This window comes from Delftia sp. PX-1, from assembly GCF_055797465.1.
This window is the reverse complement of sequence record NZ_CP184763.1, coordinates 4929658-4944447: the sequence shown is the minus strand read 5'-3', so window position 1 is coordinate 4944447 and position 14790 is coordinate 4929658. Positions and strand designations below refer to the sequence as shown.

Below are 14790 nucleotides of genomic sequence, written 5' to 3'. Positions count from 1 at the left end.
CTAGAACAGGCTGGCCTGCAGTGCGCTTTGCACGCGCATGCCGCTGTGCCGCGCCTGGGCCTGGCTGGCCTGCGACTGCGCGATCAGCCGCGTGCGCAGCGCGGCCGAGTCGGTCTCGCCCAGCAGGGGGCGGTGGCCGTCGATCAGCACGAAGGGCAGGGCCTTTTGCACGGGGGCGCGCAGCCGCAGCAGGTCGTCCAGCCGCAGCCGGCGCACGCGGCGCGCCGCCAGCAGGCGCTCCACCGTCTGCGTGCCCAGGCCCGGCACGCGCAGCAGCAGGCTGCGCGGAGCACGGTTGAGGTCCACGGGGAACTGCTGGCGGTTGGCCAGTGCCCAGGCCAGCTTGGGGTCGATCTCCAGGTCCAGCATGCCGTGGCGGCTGGCCGCCGCGATCTCGCCCGCCCCGTAGCCGTAAAAGCGCATGAGCCAGTCGGCCTGGTAGAGCCGGTGCTCGCGCATGAGGGGCGGTGCCTGCGGCGGCAGGTCGCGCGAGGCATCGGGAATGGGGCTGAAGGCCGAGTAGTACACGCGGCGCAGGCCGTAGCCCGCATACAGCGTATGGCTGGACTCGAGGATGTCGGCATCGGTTGCGCGGTCGGCGCCCACGATCATCTGCGTGCTCTGCCCGCCCGGCGCAAAGCGCGGCACGGCGGCGCGCTGCGCGGGCGCGCCGGGCAGGGACTGCGCCTGGCGCTGCTCGCGCGTGGCCGCGCGCCAGGCCTGCACATGCCGGTCCACGCCCTGCATGGCCTGGCGTATGCGCCGGCCGTCCTTTTCAGGCGCGAACTGCGCCAGGCCGCTGGCCGTGGGCAGTTCCACATTGATGCTCAGGCGGTCGGCATGGCGGCCTGCCTGGGCCAGCAATTCAGGGGCGGCATCCGGGATGGTCTTGAGGTGGATGTAGCCGCGAAAGTCATGCTCCTCGCGCAGGCGGCGGGCCACTTCCACCAGCTGCTCCATGGTGTAGTCGCTGGAGCGGATGATGCCGCTGGACAGGAACAGCCCCTCGATGCAGTTGCGCCGGTAGAAGTCCAGCGTCAGCTGCACCACCTCGGCCACCGTGAAGCGGGCGCGCTGCACGTTGGAGCTCTTGCGGTTGATGCAGTAGCGGCAGTCGAAGATGCAGACATTGGTCAGTAGGATCTTGAGCAGCGAGATGCAGCGCCCGTCGGGCGCATAGCTGTGGCAGATGCCCATGCCGGTGACCGAGCCCATGCCCTTGCCGTCCAGCGAGTCGCGCCCCTGCGATCCGCTGGAGGCGCAGCTGGCGTCGTACTTGGCGGCGTCGGCGAGGATGAAAAGTTTGCGTTGCAGCTCCATGGCTGTATGAATATACAGTATATTTGCCTGGCACATCCGGTTTTTCGAGAGCCCATCCCCCAGCCAGGGTCTGGTCCGGCCTTGCCTGGCTCCGGTTTGAACGCACTGTCGGGCTATCGCAATGGCCAGCGGATTGCAATGGTTGCCAGTGCAATGGAATGAAACCGTTTTCAGTGCGGAATGAGTGCTTGCTTTCAATGGGTGGCGATGTGCATCGCAGGAAATGGTGAATGCGTGTTTCCGGCGTCTTTTGCAATGCCTGAAGGCTGGTACGGCTTGGTGCCATCAATGCATGCGCTGATATAGCGCAGCTGGCTGCGCGCCATGGGGTTCCCGGTTCATGGGAGAGAGGTTTGACGTTGTTGTGATTTGTTTCAAATTGCCGATAACTATTGCTGATAGGCTTTCGGGCTTGCCGGGCGCGGTCGTTTCTTCATTCAATGCGCCTGGCGATGACAAACACTTGGAGAGGGAGCTTCGGTGTCGCGTGTATTAGGAACAGAGAGCGAAGTGCTGGCGCTATCGCCGGACGCTTCCTCCAGCAAGGCCGCCAAGGGGCTGCAATCGCCCGCCAAATGGCCCACCATGGGTGCCAACGATGTGGCGGTGTGGGGCGAGTGCCAGGGCAGCGGCAGCAAGCCCTACCAGACCCAGGTGGACCTGTCGGGACCCTCCTTCAAATGCTCTTGCCCCAGCCGCAAGTTCCCCTGCAAGCATGGGCTGGCGCTGATGCTGATGCGTGCGGGCGGCCAGGTCACCGAGGGCGGCGATCCACCAGCCTGGGTGCAGACCTGGCTGGACAGCCGCCAGGAAAAGGCCGAGAAGAAGGAGGCCAAGGCAGCCGCCGCGGCGGCCGAGCCGCCACCCGATCCCGAGGTCGCGGCCAGGCAGCAGGCCAGGCGCGAAGACAAGCGCTGGGACAAGGTCGAGGCGGGCCTGCAGGAACTGTCGCTGTGGATGCAGGACATGGTGCGCGCGGGCCTGGCCAACCAGGCCGGCGACACGCAGATGCGCCAGCGCTGGAACACCATGGCCGCGCGCATGGTCGATGCGCAGGCCACGGGCATGGCGGCACGCATCAAGGACTGCCGGGATCTGGTGGACAGCCACCGCGACTGGCCACGCGACATGCTGGTGCAGCTGGGCCACTGGCAGCTGATCATCGACGCCGTGCGCCGCCGTGAATCGCTCAGCCCCGAGGTCAAGGCCGACGTGATGGCCGCGCTGGGCTGGCCCATGGACAAGGCCGAAGTGCAGGCCCGCGGCCAACTGGTCGAGGACGAATGGCTGGTGGCCGGCCTGCGCATGATCGAGCGCGAAGGCCGGCTCATGGAGCGCCGCGTCTGGCTGCACGGGCAGCGCACGGGCCGCATGGCCCTGGTGCTGGACTATGCGCAGGGCGGGCGCGGCTTCGAATCGGCCTGGGTGCCTGGCCATCGCTACGGATGCGCGCTGAATTTCTACCCGGGCCATGCGCCGCTGCGCGCCATTGCCGCCAACGGCAACGGGCCTGCGCTGCCTGCCGAGGGCGCCAGCCCGCTGGACACCTCGGCCGTGGGCGACGTCCTGCAGCAGATGGGCCGGCGCATTGCCGCCAACCCGCTGCAGGCCACGCAGCCGTTGTGCCAGGAAGGGTTGCGCCTGGTGCCTGCCCAGGGCCAATGGTTTGCGGCCTGGCCCGATGCGCCGGGCGCATCGGCGGCTGCGCCCGGCGTGTCTGCTGACGGCACTGCCGCGCCTGTGCAACCCGTTCCCGTGGCCATTGACGATGCCGAAGCCTGGCGCCTGCTGGCGCTCAGCGGCGGCGCGCCCATGCAGCTGTTTGGCGAATGGGAGCCCGGCCCGGCCGTGGGCCGCTGGCGCCTGCTGAGCGCCTGGCAGGCCCGCGAGGGCGAAAGCGCCCGGCAATGTATCTGGCAGAACCAGGGTGAACCGGTATGAGCAACACACAACTTTGGACTGCGCTGCAGCAATCGGCCATGGTCGGCTCGGACCGGCTGGCCGTGCCGCCTGCGCTGGCTTCGGGCGTTGATCCGTCTGCCCCGTGGTCGCAGCAGGCCGTGCAGGCCGCGCTGCTGCCCCGGGCGGACCTGCCCGGCGACTCGCCCGCCCAGCAACTGCTGCGCGCCAGCGCCGTGGCGGCCGTGTTCGAGCGCGCAGGCTGGCAGCCCGGCGCGCAGGTGCGCCTGCCGGCGCCGCTGGCCGTGCCGGCCGCGGCGCCTGCAGAATCGCGCCCCGCGCCTGCCGATGCTCGCCTGCAGACCCTGATGGGCGACGTGCTCAAGGACGGACCGTTCGAGCTGCAGGCCTCGATGCTGCGCACCCTGGACCAGGCGGGCCAGCGCCTGCCCCATGACCTGCTGGTGCCTGCGCTGGAGCAGGGCCGCCAGTCCGTGGAGCTGCGCCAGTGGCTGGCCCCGGTGCTGGGCGAGCGCGGGCGCTGGCTGGGCGCGCTCAATCCGCAATGGAGCTATGCCAGCGGCGTGGAGGAAACCGCCGACCCCGAACTGGTCTGGCAGGAGGGCTCGGTCGAGCAGCGCGTGGCCCTGCTGCGCAGCGAGCGCGCGGCCGATGCCGCCCAGGCCCGTGCGCGGCTGGAAGGCAGCCTGAAGGAGCTGGGCGCCAAGGAGCGCCTGCCCATGGTCCAGGCACTGACCGTGGGGCTGGGCATGGACGACGAGCCGCTGCTCGAAAAACTGCTGTCCGACCGCAGCAAGGAAATCCGCGAGAACGCGGCGCAAATGCTCTCGTGCCTGCCGGACAGCGCGCACAGCCAGCGCGTCATGGGCTGGATGCAGTCCATGCTGCAGCAGGACGACAAGGGCCAGTGGATCGTGGAGCCTCCCGAGGAAGGCCTCAAGGAATGGGAGCGCGACGGCATCACGCTCAAGCCCGATGCCTACTTCCGTGGCGGCAAGAAGGCCTGGCTGCTGGAGCAGATGGTGCAGCTCACCCCGGTGTCCTTCTGGACCCGGGCCCTGGGCCTGACACCCCTGGAAGTGATGGAGTGGAGCCGGCGCAGCGACTGGAAATCCTCGCTGCGCCAGGGCTGGGTGCGGGCCCTGCAGTACCAGCTGGACGTGGAATGGATCGATGCCGCCCAGGCCCTGGGCCGCGACATGCGCCACGATGCGCTGCTGCCCGCCCTCATGGCCCGGCTGTCCCCCGAAGAACGCGAGTCCCGCTGGATTGCCCAGTTCGAGCGCGACAGGCACAAGCTCATCGACGCCATCGAGGGCATGTCCCAGTCGCTGGGCGGTGCCGAACTGCTCTCGCCCGCGCTGTCGGCGCGGCTGACCGAGGCACTGCATGTGGCCGTGGGCGGCAAGCAGATCACGGGCAACTGGCACAGCTACCGCGCCGACCAGGCCCTGCTGTCCTGCGCGCGCATGCTGGACGTGACCGCGCTGGAGCGCTTTGCCGAGCTGTGGCGCAAACCCTCGGTGCTGGATGCACAGGTCGAGCCCGCGCCGGAGCCCCCGGCCGAGCCTGTTGCAGAGACCGCAGCCGCTTCGGCATCTGCAGCAACAGCCGCCCCGGCCATTCCCCTCACGCCCCAGCAGCAGGCGCGCCTCGAACGCAGCCGCGCGCGGCCCTGGGACGAGGAGCGCATGCGCGGCCACCTGGAGCGCATCGTCGAGCTGCGCCTGGGCCTGCACCAGGCCTTCATCGCACTGCGCGGCCAGGCCTGAGGCCGGGCGCGCTTTGCCACCCACCCCCTACCGAATCCCATTCCCATCCCTTTCCGGAAGCACACCATGAGCCAAGTCCTGCGCCAGCATGCCGAACAGCAATTCGCCGAAGAACTCGAAGCCCTGCGCAAGGTGGACGACCGTCCGCGTCCGCCCAACTGGAAGCTGTCCCCCTGGGCCGTGCTCCAGTACCTGATGGGCGGCAAGCTCGGCAACGGCTTCGAGGTCAGCCCCAAGTACATCGGCAATCCGCGCCTGATGGAAATCGCCGTCTCCACCCTGGCCACCGACCGCGCCCTGCTGCTGTACGGCGTGCCGGGCACGGCCAAGTCCTGGGTGTCCGAGCACCTGTCGGCCGCCGTCAGCGGCGACTCCACCATGCTGGTGCAGGGCACGGCCGGCACCAGCGAGGAGCAGCTGCGCTACGGCTGGAACTACGCCCAGCTGCTGGCCCACGGCCCGTCCGAGAAGGCGCTGATTCCCAGCCCCCTGGTCAACGCCATGAAGCTGGGCAAGATCGCCCGCATCGAAGAGCTGACCCGCATCCCGGCCGACGTGCAGGACACGCTGATCACCGTGCTGTCCGAAAAGACCCTGCCCGTGCCCGAGCTGGGCACCGAGGTGCAGGCCGTGCAGGGCTTCTCGGTCATCGCCACGGCCAACAACCGCGACAAGGGCGTGAACGAGCTGTCCAGCGCGCTCAAGCGCCGCTTCAACACCGTGGTCCTGCCCGTGCCGGCATCGCAGGACGAGGAAGTGCAGATCGTCACCAAGCGCGTGGCCGAGCAGGGCCGCGCCCTGGCACTGCCCGCCGAGCCGCCGGCCCTGCAGGAAGTGCGCCGCGTGGTGCAGATCTTCCGCGAGCTGCGCAACGGCCAGACCGAGGACGGCAAGACCGTGCGCGTGAAGTCGCCCAGCAGCACGCTGTCCACGGCCGAGGCCATCTCGGTCATCAACAGCGGCATGGCGCTGGCCGGGCATTTCGGCGACGGCGTGCTGCGCGCGGGCGATGTGGCCTCGGGCCTGCTGGGCGCCGTGATCAAGGACCCGGTGCAGGACAGCGTGGTCTGGAAGGAATACCTGGAGACCGTGGTCAAGGAGCGCAGCGACTGGAAGGACCTGTACCGCGCCTGCCGCGAACAGCTCTGAAGCCCGCACTCCCGCTCCGCTGACCGACCGCATCTTCTGCGCATCTCCTGCGCACTTCCCGTATGGCCACCTCTGCCAATCCGCTTCATTTCTTCGGCATCCGCCACCATGGCCCGGGCTGCGCGCGCAGCCTGCTGCAGGCCCTGGAGCAGCTGCAGCCCGACTGCCTGCTGGTCGAAGGCCCGCCCGAGGGCGAGTCCCTGCTGCCCATGCTCCAGCATGCCGACCTGCAGCCGCCCGTGGCCATGCTGGTCTATGTGCAGGACAGCCCGGCCCATGCCGCCTTCTATCCCTACGCCGAGTTCTCGCCCGAATGGCAGGCCCTGCAATGGGCGGCGCGCCAGGGCGTGGCCACGCGCTTCATCGACCTGCCCCAGACCCACCGCATGGCGCTGGACATGGCCGAGCAGGAGCGGCGCCGGGCCGAGGCGGCGGCAGCAGATGCAGGTGATGCGGGCGAGGATGCGGGCGATGAAGGCCAGGATGCCGACACCGGCTCCGATTCCGGCGTCGCTGCGGCAGACGGCGGCCAGCTCCAGAGCAATGCCGCCGAGGCCCTGGACCGCGACGACACCACGCAGTCCGTGCCGGCTGCCGACCTCGCCGTCGATCCCTCGGACCCCGGCAGGCGGGACTGGCGCGATCCGCTGGACCTGCTGGCCGAGGCCGCAGGCTACCCCGACGGCGAAAGCTGGTGGAACCGCATGGTCGAGGAGCGCGGCGACGGCGCCACCCTGTTCGAGGGCATTGCCGAAGCCATGGCCGTGGTGCGCGCCGAGCTGCCCAACGAAGTGCGCGGAGAACGCCACGCCCGGCGCGAGGCGCTGCGCGAAGCCTGGATGCGCCAGTGCATGCGCGAGGCCGTCAAGGCCGGCCACCAGCGCATTGCCGTGGTCTGCGGCGCATGGCATGTGCCGGCCCTGCAGGCCCAGGTAACCGCCAAGGCCGATGCCGCCACGCTCAAGGGCCTGCCCAAGGCCAAGGTCCAGGCCACCTGGGCGCCCTGGACCTACCGCAACCTGTGCTCGTCCAGCGGCTATGGCGCGGGCGTGGATTCGCCGGGCTGGTATGAACACCTGTGGCGCTGCTCCGAGCCTGCGCCCGAGTCCTTGCTCCAGTCCGCACCTGCTGCCGACCCGGCACGCGCCAGCACCCGGCGCACCGTCGGCTGGCTGGCGCGCGTGGCCCATCTGCTGCGTTCCAAGGACCTGGACTGCTCCAGCGCCCACATCATCGAGGCCACGCGCCTGGCCGAAAGCCTGGCCGCCCTGCGCGGCCACGCCAGCCCGGGCCTGCCCGAGCTGGACGAGGCCATCGTCACCGTCATCAGCATGGGCGAGCGCGCTCCGCTGCGCCTGATCGAGCGCGAACTCAGCGTGGGCGACCGCATCGGCGGCGTGCCCGCCGACGTGCCCCAGGTGCCGCTGCAGCGCGACATCGAGCAGCAGCAAAAAAGCCTGCGCCTCAAGCCCGAGGCGGCCGCCAAGGTCCTGGCCCTGGACCTGCGCAAGGACACGGACCGCGACCGCAGCCACTTCCTGCACCGGCTGCGCCTGCTGGGCATAGAGTGGGGCAGCGTCACCACCGACCAGCAGCGCAACCGGGGCACCTTCCGCGAAAGCTGGCAGCTGCAGTGGGAGCCCGAGCTGGCCGTGCGCGTCATCGAGGCCAGCCGCTACGGCGGCACCCTGGTGCAGGCTGCAGCCGCCAAGGTGCGCCAGGCGCTGACGCCCGAGACACCGCTGCCCGAGCTGGCCAGGACCATCGACGACGCCCTGCTGGCCGACCTGCCGCACCTGGTCGATGCCCTCATGCACGACCTGGCCGACCGCTCTGCCAGCACCGGCGACGTTTCCCAGCTCATGCAGGCGCTGCCGCCGCTGGCCAATGTGCTGCGCTACGGCAGCGTGCGCCAGACCGACACCCAGGCGCTGGCCACGGTGATCGACAGCATGGCGCTGCGTGCCGCCATCGGCCTGCCCCTGGCCTGCATGGCGCTGGATGAAGACGCCGCAAGGCACATGCAGGCCACGGTGCTGCAGGCCCATGAAGCCCTGCGTCTGCGCGATGCCGAGGAGCCGCGCGAGGTCTGGTTCGGCGCCCTGCGCAGCATTGCCCTGGGCGATGCCGGCGCGGCCCTGCTGCGCGGCACGTCCTGCCGCCTGCTGCTGGATGCCCACCGCCTGGACAGCGAGGCCGTGGCCACGCAACTGGGCCGCAATCTCTCGCTGGGCGTGCCGCCGCTGGACGCTGCCGCCTGGCTGGACGGCTTTCTCAACCGCCAGGCCCTGGTGCTGCTGCACGACGACGCCATCTGGGGCGCCGTCGATGCCTGGCTGGCCCAGCTGGGCGAGACCCAGTTCACCCAGATCCTGCCGCTGGTGCGCCGCAGCTTCTCGGCCTTCTCCAACCATGACCGCCAGAGCCTGGGCGAAAAGGCCCGGCGAGGGCAGGGCAGTGCGGCCGTCGTGGCGGCTGCATCCGCAGGTGCCGCAGGCGCGGCAGGCGGCGGTGACGACGGCGCCTGGAACGAGGCGCGCGCCGTGCTTGCCCTTCCCGTACTCGATCAACTGCTGGGCCTGAACCTGCCCGCGCAACTGCTGTCCAGCCCGCAGGAGGCCCAGCCATGAACACCGCTGCCACCGTGAACGATGCATCCCTTGCCGACGCCGATCCGCAGGACCCCGCCGTCCAGCCCACCAACCGGCTGCAGCGCTGGCGCCTGGTGCTGGGCCAGCCGGCCGAGGGCAGCTGCGGCGGGCTGGGCGCCAAGGGCGGCTCCCTCGAAGAGATGGACAAGGCCCTGGCCGCGCTCTACGAAGAAGACAACAAGGACGGCAGCCTCTCGCGCCGGGGCGGCCGGGGCAATTCCTCGCCCAGCGTGGCGCGCTGGCTGGGCGACATCCGCAAGTACTTTCCCAGCCAGGTCGTGCAGGTCATGCAGCGCGACGCCATGGAGCGCCTGAACCTGCGCGAACTCATGCTCCAGCCCGAAATGCTGGAGCATGTGCAGCCCGACGTGCACATGGTGGCCGACCTCATCTCCCTGGGCTCCGTCATCCCGCAGAACACCAAGGAGACCGCGCGCATCGTCGTGCGCAAGGTGGTGGACGACCTCATGCGCCGCCTGGAAGAGCCCATGCGCAGCGCCGTCTCGGGCGCGCTGGACCGCAGCCAGCGCAACCGCCGCCCGCGCCATTCCGAGATCGACTGGAACCGCACCATCCGCGCCAACCTGCGCCACTGGCAGCCCGACTACCGCACCATCGTGCCCGAGACCCTGGTCGGCTACGGCCGCAAGGTCCGCCGCCCGCAGCGCGAAGTCATCCTGTGCATAGACCAGAGCGGCTCCATGGCCAACTCCGTCGTCTACTCCAGCATCTTCGGTGCCGTCATGGCCAGCCTGCCGGCCGTCGCTACCCGTCTGGTGGTCTTCGACACGGCGGTGGTGGACCTGACCGACAAGCTCTCCGACCCCGTGGACGTGCTGTTCGGCGTGCAACTGGGCGGCGGCACCGACATCAACCGCGCCGTGGGCTACTGCCAGGGCCTGATCAGCGAGCCGCGCAATGCCATCGTCGTGCTCATCTCCGACCTCTACGAAGGCGGCGTGGAAAGCGGCCTGCTGCGACGTGCCTCCGAGCTGGTGGAGTCGGGCGTGCAGTTCATCACGCTGCTGGCGCTCAGCGACGAAGGCGCGCCTGCCTACGATGCACAATTGGCCGCCAAGCTGGCCGCGCTGGGCGTGCCCTCGTTTGCCTGCACGCCGGACGCCTTCCCGCAGCTCATGGCCGCCGCCATCCGCCGCGACGACGTGGCGGCCTGGGCGGCAGGGCAGGGCTTCAAGACAAGCAAGTAGCGGATGGCCGCTCAGGCCGGTGGCCCGGCCGGCCGCCGGGCCTCTCCTACACGGGCAGGACATGCCCGTGCCCCATGATGGCGCCCAGGCCGCAAGGCCCCCCAACAATTCACTGGAGAAACGCGATGGCTGGTGCTGGTTTGCTGATGCTGCTTGACGATATTGCAGCGATCCTTGACGACGTGGCCCTCATGACCAAGGTCGCGGCCCGCAAGAGCGTGGCCATGGCCGACGATGTGTCCGTCATGACCAAGGTGGCTGCGCAGAAGACGGCCGGCGTGCTGGGCGATGACCTGGCCCTCAACGCCCAGCAGGTCACGGGCGTGCGCGCCGAGCGCGAGATTCCCGTGGTCTGGGCCGTGGCCAAGGGCTCGCTGGTCAACAAGGTCATCCTCGTGCCGACGGCGCTGCTCATCAGCGCCTTCATTCCCTGGGCTGTCACGCCGCTGCTCATGGTCGGCGGCGCCTTTCTGTGCTTTGAGGGTTGCGAGAAGCTGGCCCACAAATTCCTGCATTCGCCCGAGGAAGATGCCGTGGAGCGCGAGCGCCTCACCCAGGCCAATGCCGATGCGAGCGTCGATCTCGTCGCCATGGAAAAGGACAAGATCAAGGGCGCCGTGCGCACCGACTTCATCCTCTCGGCCGAGATCATCGCCATTACCCTGGGCACCGTGGCCTCGGCGCCGTTCGGGCAGCAGGTCGCCGTGCTGGCGGGCATTGCCCTCATCATGACCTTGGGCGTCTATGGCCTGGTGGCCGGCATCGTCAAGCTCGATGACCTGGGACTGTGGCTGGGCCAGCGTGCCAGCGCCGCAGCCCGCGCGCTGGGCCGGGGCATCGTCGCCGCCGCGCCCTGGCTCATGAAGGGGCTGTCCGTTGCGGGCACGGCCGCCATGTTCCTGGTGGGCGGCGGCATCCTCGTGCACGGCGTGCCTGCGCTGCACCACGCCGTGGAGGGCCTGGGCGATGCCGTGGCCCAGGGCGCGCTGGGCGGCCTGTGGCGCGTGCTGGCGGTGAATGTGCTCAACGCGGTGGCCGGCATCGTGGCCGGCGCCATCGTGCTGGCGGCTGTCGAAGGCATCAAGCGCCTGCGCCGCCGCTGAGTCGCCGCAAGCAAGGCCTGCCGGGGCTGCAGCCGGCAGAGCACACCAGGGGGGCCGTCAGGCCCCCTTTTCGATGGAATCTGCATGGAATTTGCACCTCAGCGCATCGCATTTGACTGTGGGCGCAAGCACGTGCATTTCCCCTGGAACTCTGCAAGGCCTGGCGTCCTCCTGTCCCTTGGCGGCGGCGCAATGCACTTGCGCCTGCTGGCCTCCGAGGTTCCGTGAACGGCCCATCGCCGCGCCAGAGCCATTGTCGGGACCGGGCGGCTGAAGCTGATTCCGCGCGGGTCCCTGGATTTTCATCAGGGGGATTCCATGATTTCCAATCTCACCAAGGCCAATGTGCTGCGCTCCGTCATCGCCGGCTGCTCGGTCGCGCAAGCGGGCAAGGCCGAGAAACTCGGCACCGAACGCGCACGCACCGCCCTCAATCGCATCTGCGAACTGCTGAATCTGCCCAACGACCTGGACGCCATACATGCGGAGCCGGACCTGTACCTCGAATCCCTGGCCCATTTCGAGAGCCTGCCCCAGTTCGAGCTGCGCACTCCCCTGGTGGCCAAGCTCAGGCAGGTCCTGGGCCTGCGCTCCTGCAGGCAACTGACGCCGGCCATGCTGGCGCAAGTTACCGCGTCACAGCTCATCAACCAGGGCATCTCCATCGTCGCGCTGGCCGATCTGCAGCAATGGCTGCTCAAGCACGATCTGTCGCTGCGGCACAGTCCGCCCGTCACGGAAGTGGACTTCAGGGAGGCCAGGAAAGCCATTGCCCTGCTGGATGCCTTCGACTTCGATACCGAATCGCTGGAATGGCAAATGAATCACCTTGCCCGTCCGCGCGCCAGGGGCAGGGGAAGGCGTGCCGCCGCCACGGCCCCCTCAACTGGCAGGCCTGCAGGTGAATCCCCTTCTGCCGGCTCCGCTCCTGCGTCTGCGTCTGCGTCTGCTTCTGCGCCCTAATATCGGCTTTCCCGAACCAAGCTCAGCACACCATGAAGCTCCCCTTGCTTGCCGCCATGGCCCTGGCACTGCAGCTGCTGGCGCCAGCGCCCGCCATGGCAGCCGACGACATCGTCTTCAAGGACAGCGCCGACCGCGTGCTCAAGCGCAGCGACCTGGACAAGGCCGATGGCCGTTTCAGCTGGGAACTGCCCCGCGCCACACCCGTCAGTCAGGCGGCGCGCGATGCCCATGCCCTGGGCCGCGCCGCAGGGCAGCGCGGTGACAACCGGGCTGCGCTGGCGCATTTCGAGACCGCCTCGAAGCTGGCGCCGGACTGGCCTTATCCCGTCTACGACGCCGCATTCACCTACCTGCTGCAAAAGGACTTCGATGCGGCCTATCGCCACTACCGGCGCGTGGATGCAATGGCTCCCAGGGGTTTCTTCATGGCCAAGACGGCCGTGCACAGCCTGCGCATGGAGCGCGATGGCAAGCTCCCGCAAGGCACCTATCTGCGCTACCTCGCCCTGGAGTGGGAGACCGACAGGAGCAAGGTGCGCCAGGCCGCCCTGGCCATGACCCGCGAAACCCCTGGCTTCGCCCCCGCCTGGAAGACAGCCGCCCTGATGGAGGACGACCCCGACCAATGCCTTGCCCTGCTGGACAGCGGCCTGAAGGCCGGCCCCGATGCCCAGACCCGCGGCTTTTTGCTGCTGAACAAGGCCCTGCTGCTGCGCGAGCGCAACCAGATTCCCGAGGCCATGGTGATGCTGGGAGAGCTGGCGGTGGACCCCCGGTCTCCGCTGGATGTCGAGGCGCTGGCGCGGCACACGCTGGCGCAGTGGGCGCGGCCTTGAGACCGGCACCCGCGCCTTCGCTGGCCGGCCCACTCAGCGCATCGCCAGCTCCACGGCCTCCGCAGACAGCCCGTAGGCCTCGACAAAGACCTCGATGCGGTCCTGCGTCTGCGCGTTCACAAACGTCTCCATGCCCACGCTGTCCATCTCCCCTGACAGCATCTGGCCCGTATTCACGGGGCGGGTATCGAGCTGCTGCGCCAGCACGCAGCTGTCCTCTCCCTCCGGCTGCAGACCGATGAGCCCTGTCTGGTTGTTGATGGCAATCACCCTGGCTTGTCTTTGCATGCTCCACCCTGTCGTCTGAATCCGTCGTTTCTGGAATGGCGAAAAGGCGCCGCCTTGCGCAACGCCCCTGCCTGTCCTGGCGACTTTAGGCAAGGCTTGGGGGCGGCGGTAGAGGTCTGGGGCTTGGTGGACTGCCAAGGGAAATTTACGAATGGCTGTCTGGTTTTTTGTTTTTGCAAGTGAATGCGTGTGGAAGGTTGCAGCAACATTTGATTTGTGATTGCCTAGAATAGGTCGGCAAGTGACCTCAAAGGAGCGAAAAATGACCATCATCCGTACTACCGTAGATGACAAGATCTACGACAGCGCTGCCGACATACTTTCTACGCTGGGCATGGATGTGAACGCCGCCGTGCGCATGTTTCTGCAGGGCGTTGTGCTGCACAACGGGATTCCCTTTGACCTGCGGCTGACGGCGGAGCAGGTGCAGGCGATGCGGCTGCGTAGCGAGACAAACCGGCAGGCCACTTTGGAGGCGAGAGAAATCGCCAGAGGCGGTGAACCTGGACATGCCTCTGTTGAAGCCATGCTGCAGGCCATGGAAAGGGATGAAGCCTGATGGCCGGCAAGAAGGGCTACAGGCTGCGCACCATCGCGTACACCAAGACCTTCAAGAAGGACTACCAGCGCATGGCGGCATCAGGCCGCTACGACATGACGCTGGTGAACCAGGTCGGCGGCCTGCTCATTGCCCACACGGCGCAGCAGGTGCTGGCGGCGCAGTGGAGCGATCACGCCTTGATCGCCGACGATGAATGGGACGCGGGCGGGCGATCGGGATATCCATCTGGGAGTGGACTTCCTGCTGATCTATCGCATTGATCCGCATCCCGAAGCCAAGGACATGGAGATCGTCATCTTCAAGCGCCTTGGAACCCACAGCGATCTGTTTGGCTGAGCGCGGCCATCGCAGGCCGCGGGCAGCCTCCCCCCTCAGCTCCCCAGCGCCCCGCGCACGGCAGCGCGCTCGCCCATGCGCTTGAAGTGCGCCTGCACCTTGGGGAAGCCGGCGATGTCCACGCCGTCGCCCTCCAGCCAGCCGGCAATGGTGAACAGATAGGCGTCGGCCACGGAATAGTCGGAGCCCAGCACCCAGGGCGCGTCGCCCAGGTAGTGGCGCTCTATCACGCCAAAGCATTCGGCCATGTTGGCTGCCACCTTGCGCTGCATGGAGGCAATGGCCGCTTCGTCATCGGCCCAGCGGCCTGCGCGCCGGCCGTGGGCGTGGGCCACGTGCACGGTGGAGGACAGGTAGCCGTGGAACTCCTGCATGTGGGCGAAGGCATAGGCATCGTCCAGCGGGGCAAGCCGGGCTTCGGGAAAGCGCCGGGCAATATAGGCGAGCAGGGCCGGCGTTTCGGTGAGCACGCCGCGCTCGGTCACCAGGGCGGGCACGCGGCCCTTGGGATTGATGGCCAGGTATTCGGGGCTGCGCTGCTCGCCCTTGGAGAAATCGAGCTTGACGACTTCATGGGGCGCATTGGCCTCGATCAGGGCGATGCGGGCGGCCAGGGCGCAGGTGCCGGGAGCGTAGTAGAGCTTGAGGGTGGTCATGAAAGAGACGGGCAGGAATGGGA

Annotated in this window: 14 protein-coding genes; 11 read left to right on the top strand and 3 right to left on the bottom strand. The window is 68.5% G+C overall.

What is annotated here, in order from left to right; translation table 11 throughout:
- Complete coding sequence (locus tag ACN20X_RS22670) at nucleotides 1-1320, bottom strand: putative DNA modification/repair radical SAM protein (RefSeq protein WP_016450772.1); 1320 nt, start codon at nucleotides 1318-1320, stop codon at nucleotides 1-3.
- Nucleotides 1321-1800: 480 nt separating this feature from the next.
- Here ACN20X_RS22670 and ACN20X_RS22665 point away from each other — a divergent pair, with 480 nt between their 5' ends.
- The 8 genes from ACN20X_RS22665 (at nucleotide 1801) to ACN20X_RS22630 (ending at nucleotide 12925) form a co-directional block, all read left to right on the top strand.
- A complete protein-coding gene (locus ACN20X_RS22665; RefSeq protein ID WP_016451376.1) occupies nucleotides 1801-3261 on the top strand; it encodes an SWIM zinc finger family protein in 1461 nt (486 codons plus the stop codon).
- Complete coding sequence (locus tag ACN20X_RS22660; RefSeq protein WP_016451377.1) at nucleotides 3258-5012, top strand: DUF5691 domain-containing protein; 1755 nt, start codon at nucleotides 3258-3260, stop codon at nucleotides 5010-5012. Before ACN20X_RS22665 ends, ACN20X_RS22660 begins: the two co-directional genes overlap by 4 nt.
- 66 nt (nucleotides 5013-5078) lie before the next feature.
- Nucleotides 5079-6161, top strand: coding sequence for an AAA family ATPase (locus ACN20X_RS22655; RefSeq protein WP_016449186.1), 1083 nt, complete (start codon nucleotides 5079-5081; stop codon nucleotides 6159-6161).
- Between the two features lie 62 nt (nucleotides 6162-6223).
- Nucleotides 6224-8791 carry a DUF5682 family protein gene (locus ACN20X_RS22650; RefSeq protein ID WP_016449187.1) on the top strand — a complete coding sequence of 856 codons (2568 nt, stop codon included), beginning with the start codon at nucleotides 6224-6226 and terminating at the stop codon, nucleotides 8789-8791.
- Nucleotides 8788-10020, top strand: coding sequence for a VWA domain-containing protein (locus ACN20X_RS22645; protein WP_016449188.1), 1233 nt, complete (start codon nucleotides 8788-8790; stop codon nucleotides 10018-10020). Before ACN20X_RS22650 ends, ACN20X_RS22645 begins: the two co-directional genes overlap by 4 nt.
- 125 nt (nucleotides 10021-10145) lie before the next feature.
- Complete coding sequence (locus ACN20X_RS22640; protein WP_016449189.1) at nucleotides 10146-11123, top strand: DUF808 domain-containing protein; 978 nt, start codon at nucleotides 10146-10148, stop codon at nucleotides 11121-11123.
- A 318-nt stretch (nucleotides 11124-11441) separates the two neighbouring features.
- Complete coding sequence (locus ACN20X_RS22635) at nucleotides 11442-12086, top strand: hypothetical protein (protein WP_016451378.1); 645 nt, start codon at nucleotides 11442-11444, stop codon at nucleotides 12084-12086.
- A 32-nt stretch (nucleotides 12087-12118) separates the two neighbouring features.
- Nucleotides 12119-12925, top strand: coding sequence for a hypothetical protein (locus tag ACN20X_RS22630; protein ID WP_473209939.1), 807 nt, complete (start codon nucleotides 12119-12121; stop codon nucleotides 12923-12925).
- Between the two features lie 33 nt (nucleotides 12926-12958).
- Here ACN20X_RS22630 and ACN20X_RS22625 read toward each other — a convergent pair whose 3' ends face one another.
- Complete coding sequence (locus ACN20X_RS22625; protein WP_016451380.1) at nucleotides 12959-13213, bottom strand: hypothetical protein; 255 nt, start codon at nucleotides 13211-13213, stop codon at nucleotides 12959-12961.
- Nucleotides 13214-13475: 262 nt separating this feature from the next.
- On the opposite strand from ACN20X_RS22625, the gene ACN20X_RS22620 reads away from it, so the two are divergent.
- The 3 genes from ACN20X_RS22620 to ACN20X_RS22610 are packed head-to-tail and all read left to right on the top strand — an operon-like array spanning nucleotide 13476 to nucleotide 14111.
- Entirely contained in the window at nucleotides 13476-13772 is a 297-nt protein-coding gene (locus tag ACN20X_RS22620) for a type II toxin-antitoxin system RelB/DinJ family antitoxin (protein WP_016451381.1), read from the top strand.
- Entirely contained in the window at nucleotides 13772-14035 is a 264-nt protein-coding gene (locus ACN20X_RS22615) for a type II toxin-antitoxin system YafQ family toxin (RefSeq protein ID WP_016451382.1), read from the top strand. The genes ACN20X_RS22620 and ACN20X_RS22615 overlap by 1 nt, the downstream gene beginning before the upstream one ends.
- Entirely contained in the window at nucleotides 13965-14111 is a 147-nt protein-coding gene (locus ACN20X_RS22610) for a type II toxin-antitoxin system YafQ family toxin (protein WP_264567160.1), read from the top strand. Before ACN20X_RS22615 ends, ACN20X_RS22610 begins: the two co-directional genes overlap by 71 nt.
- A gap of 35 nt (nucleotides 14112-14146) precedes the next feature.
- Here the strand turns inward: ACN20X_RS22610 and ACN20X_RS22605 are convergent, their stop codons facing one another.
- The gene (locus tag ACN20X_RS22605) at nucleotides 14147-14767 is read right to left on the bottom strand and encodes a glutathione S-transferase family protein (protein ID WP_016449195.1); all 621 of its coding nucleotides are present in this window, start codon (nucleotides 14765-14767) and stop codon (nucleotides 14147-14149) included.
- Between the last annotated feature and the right edge of the window lie 23 nt (nucleotides 14768-14790).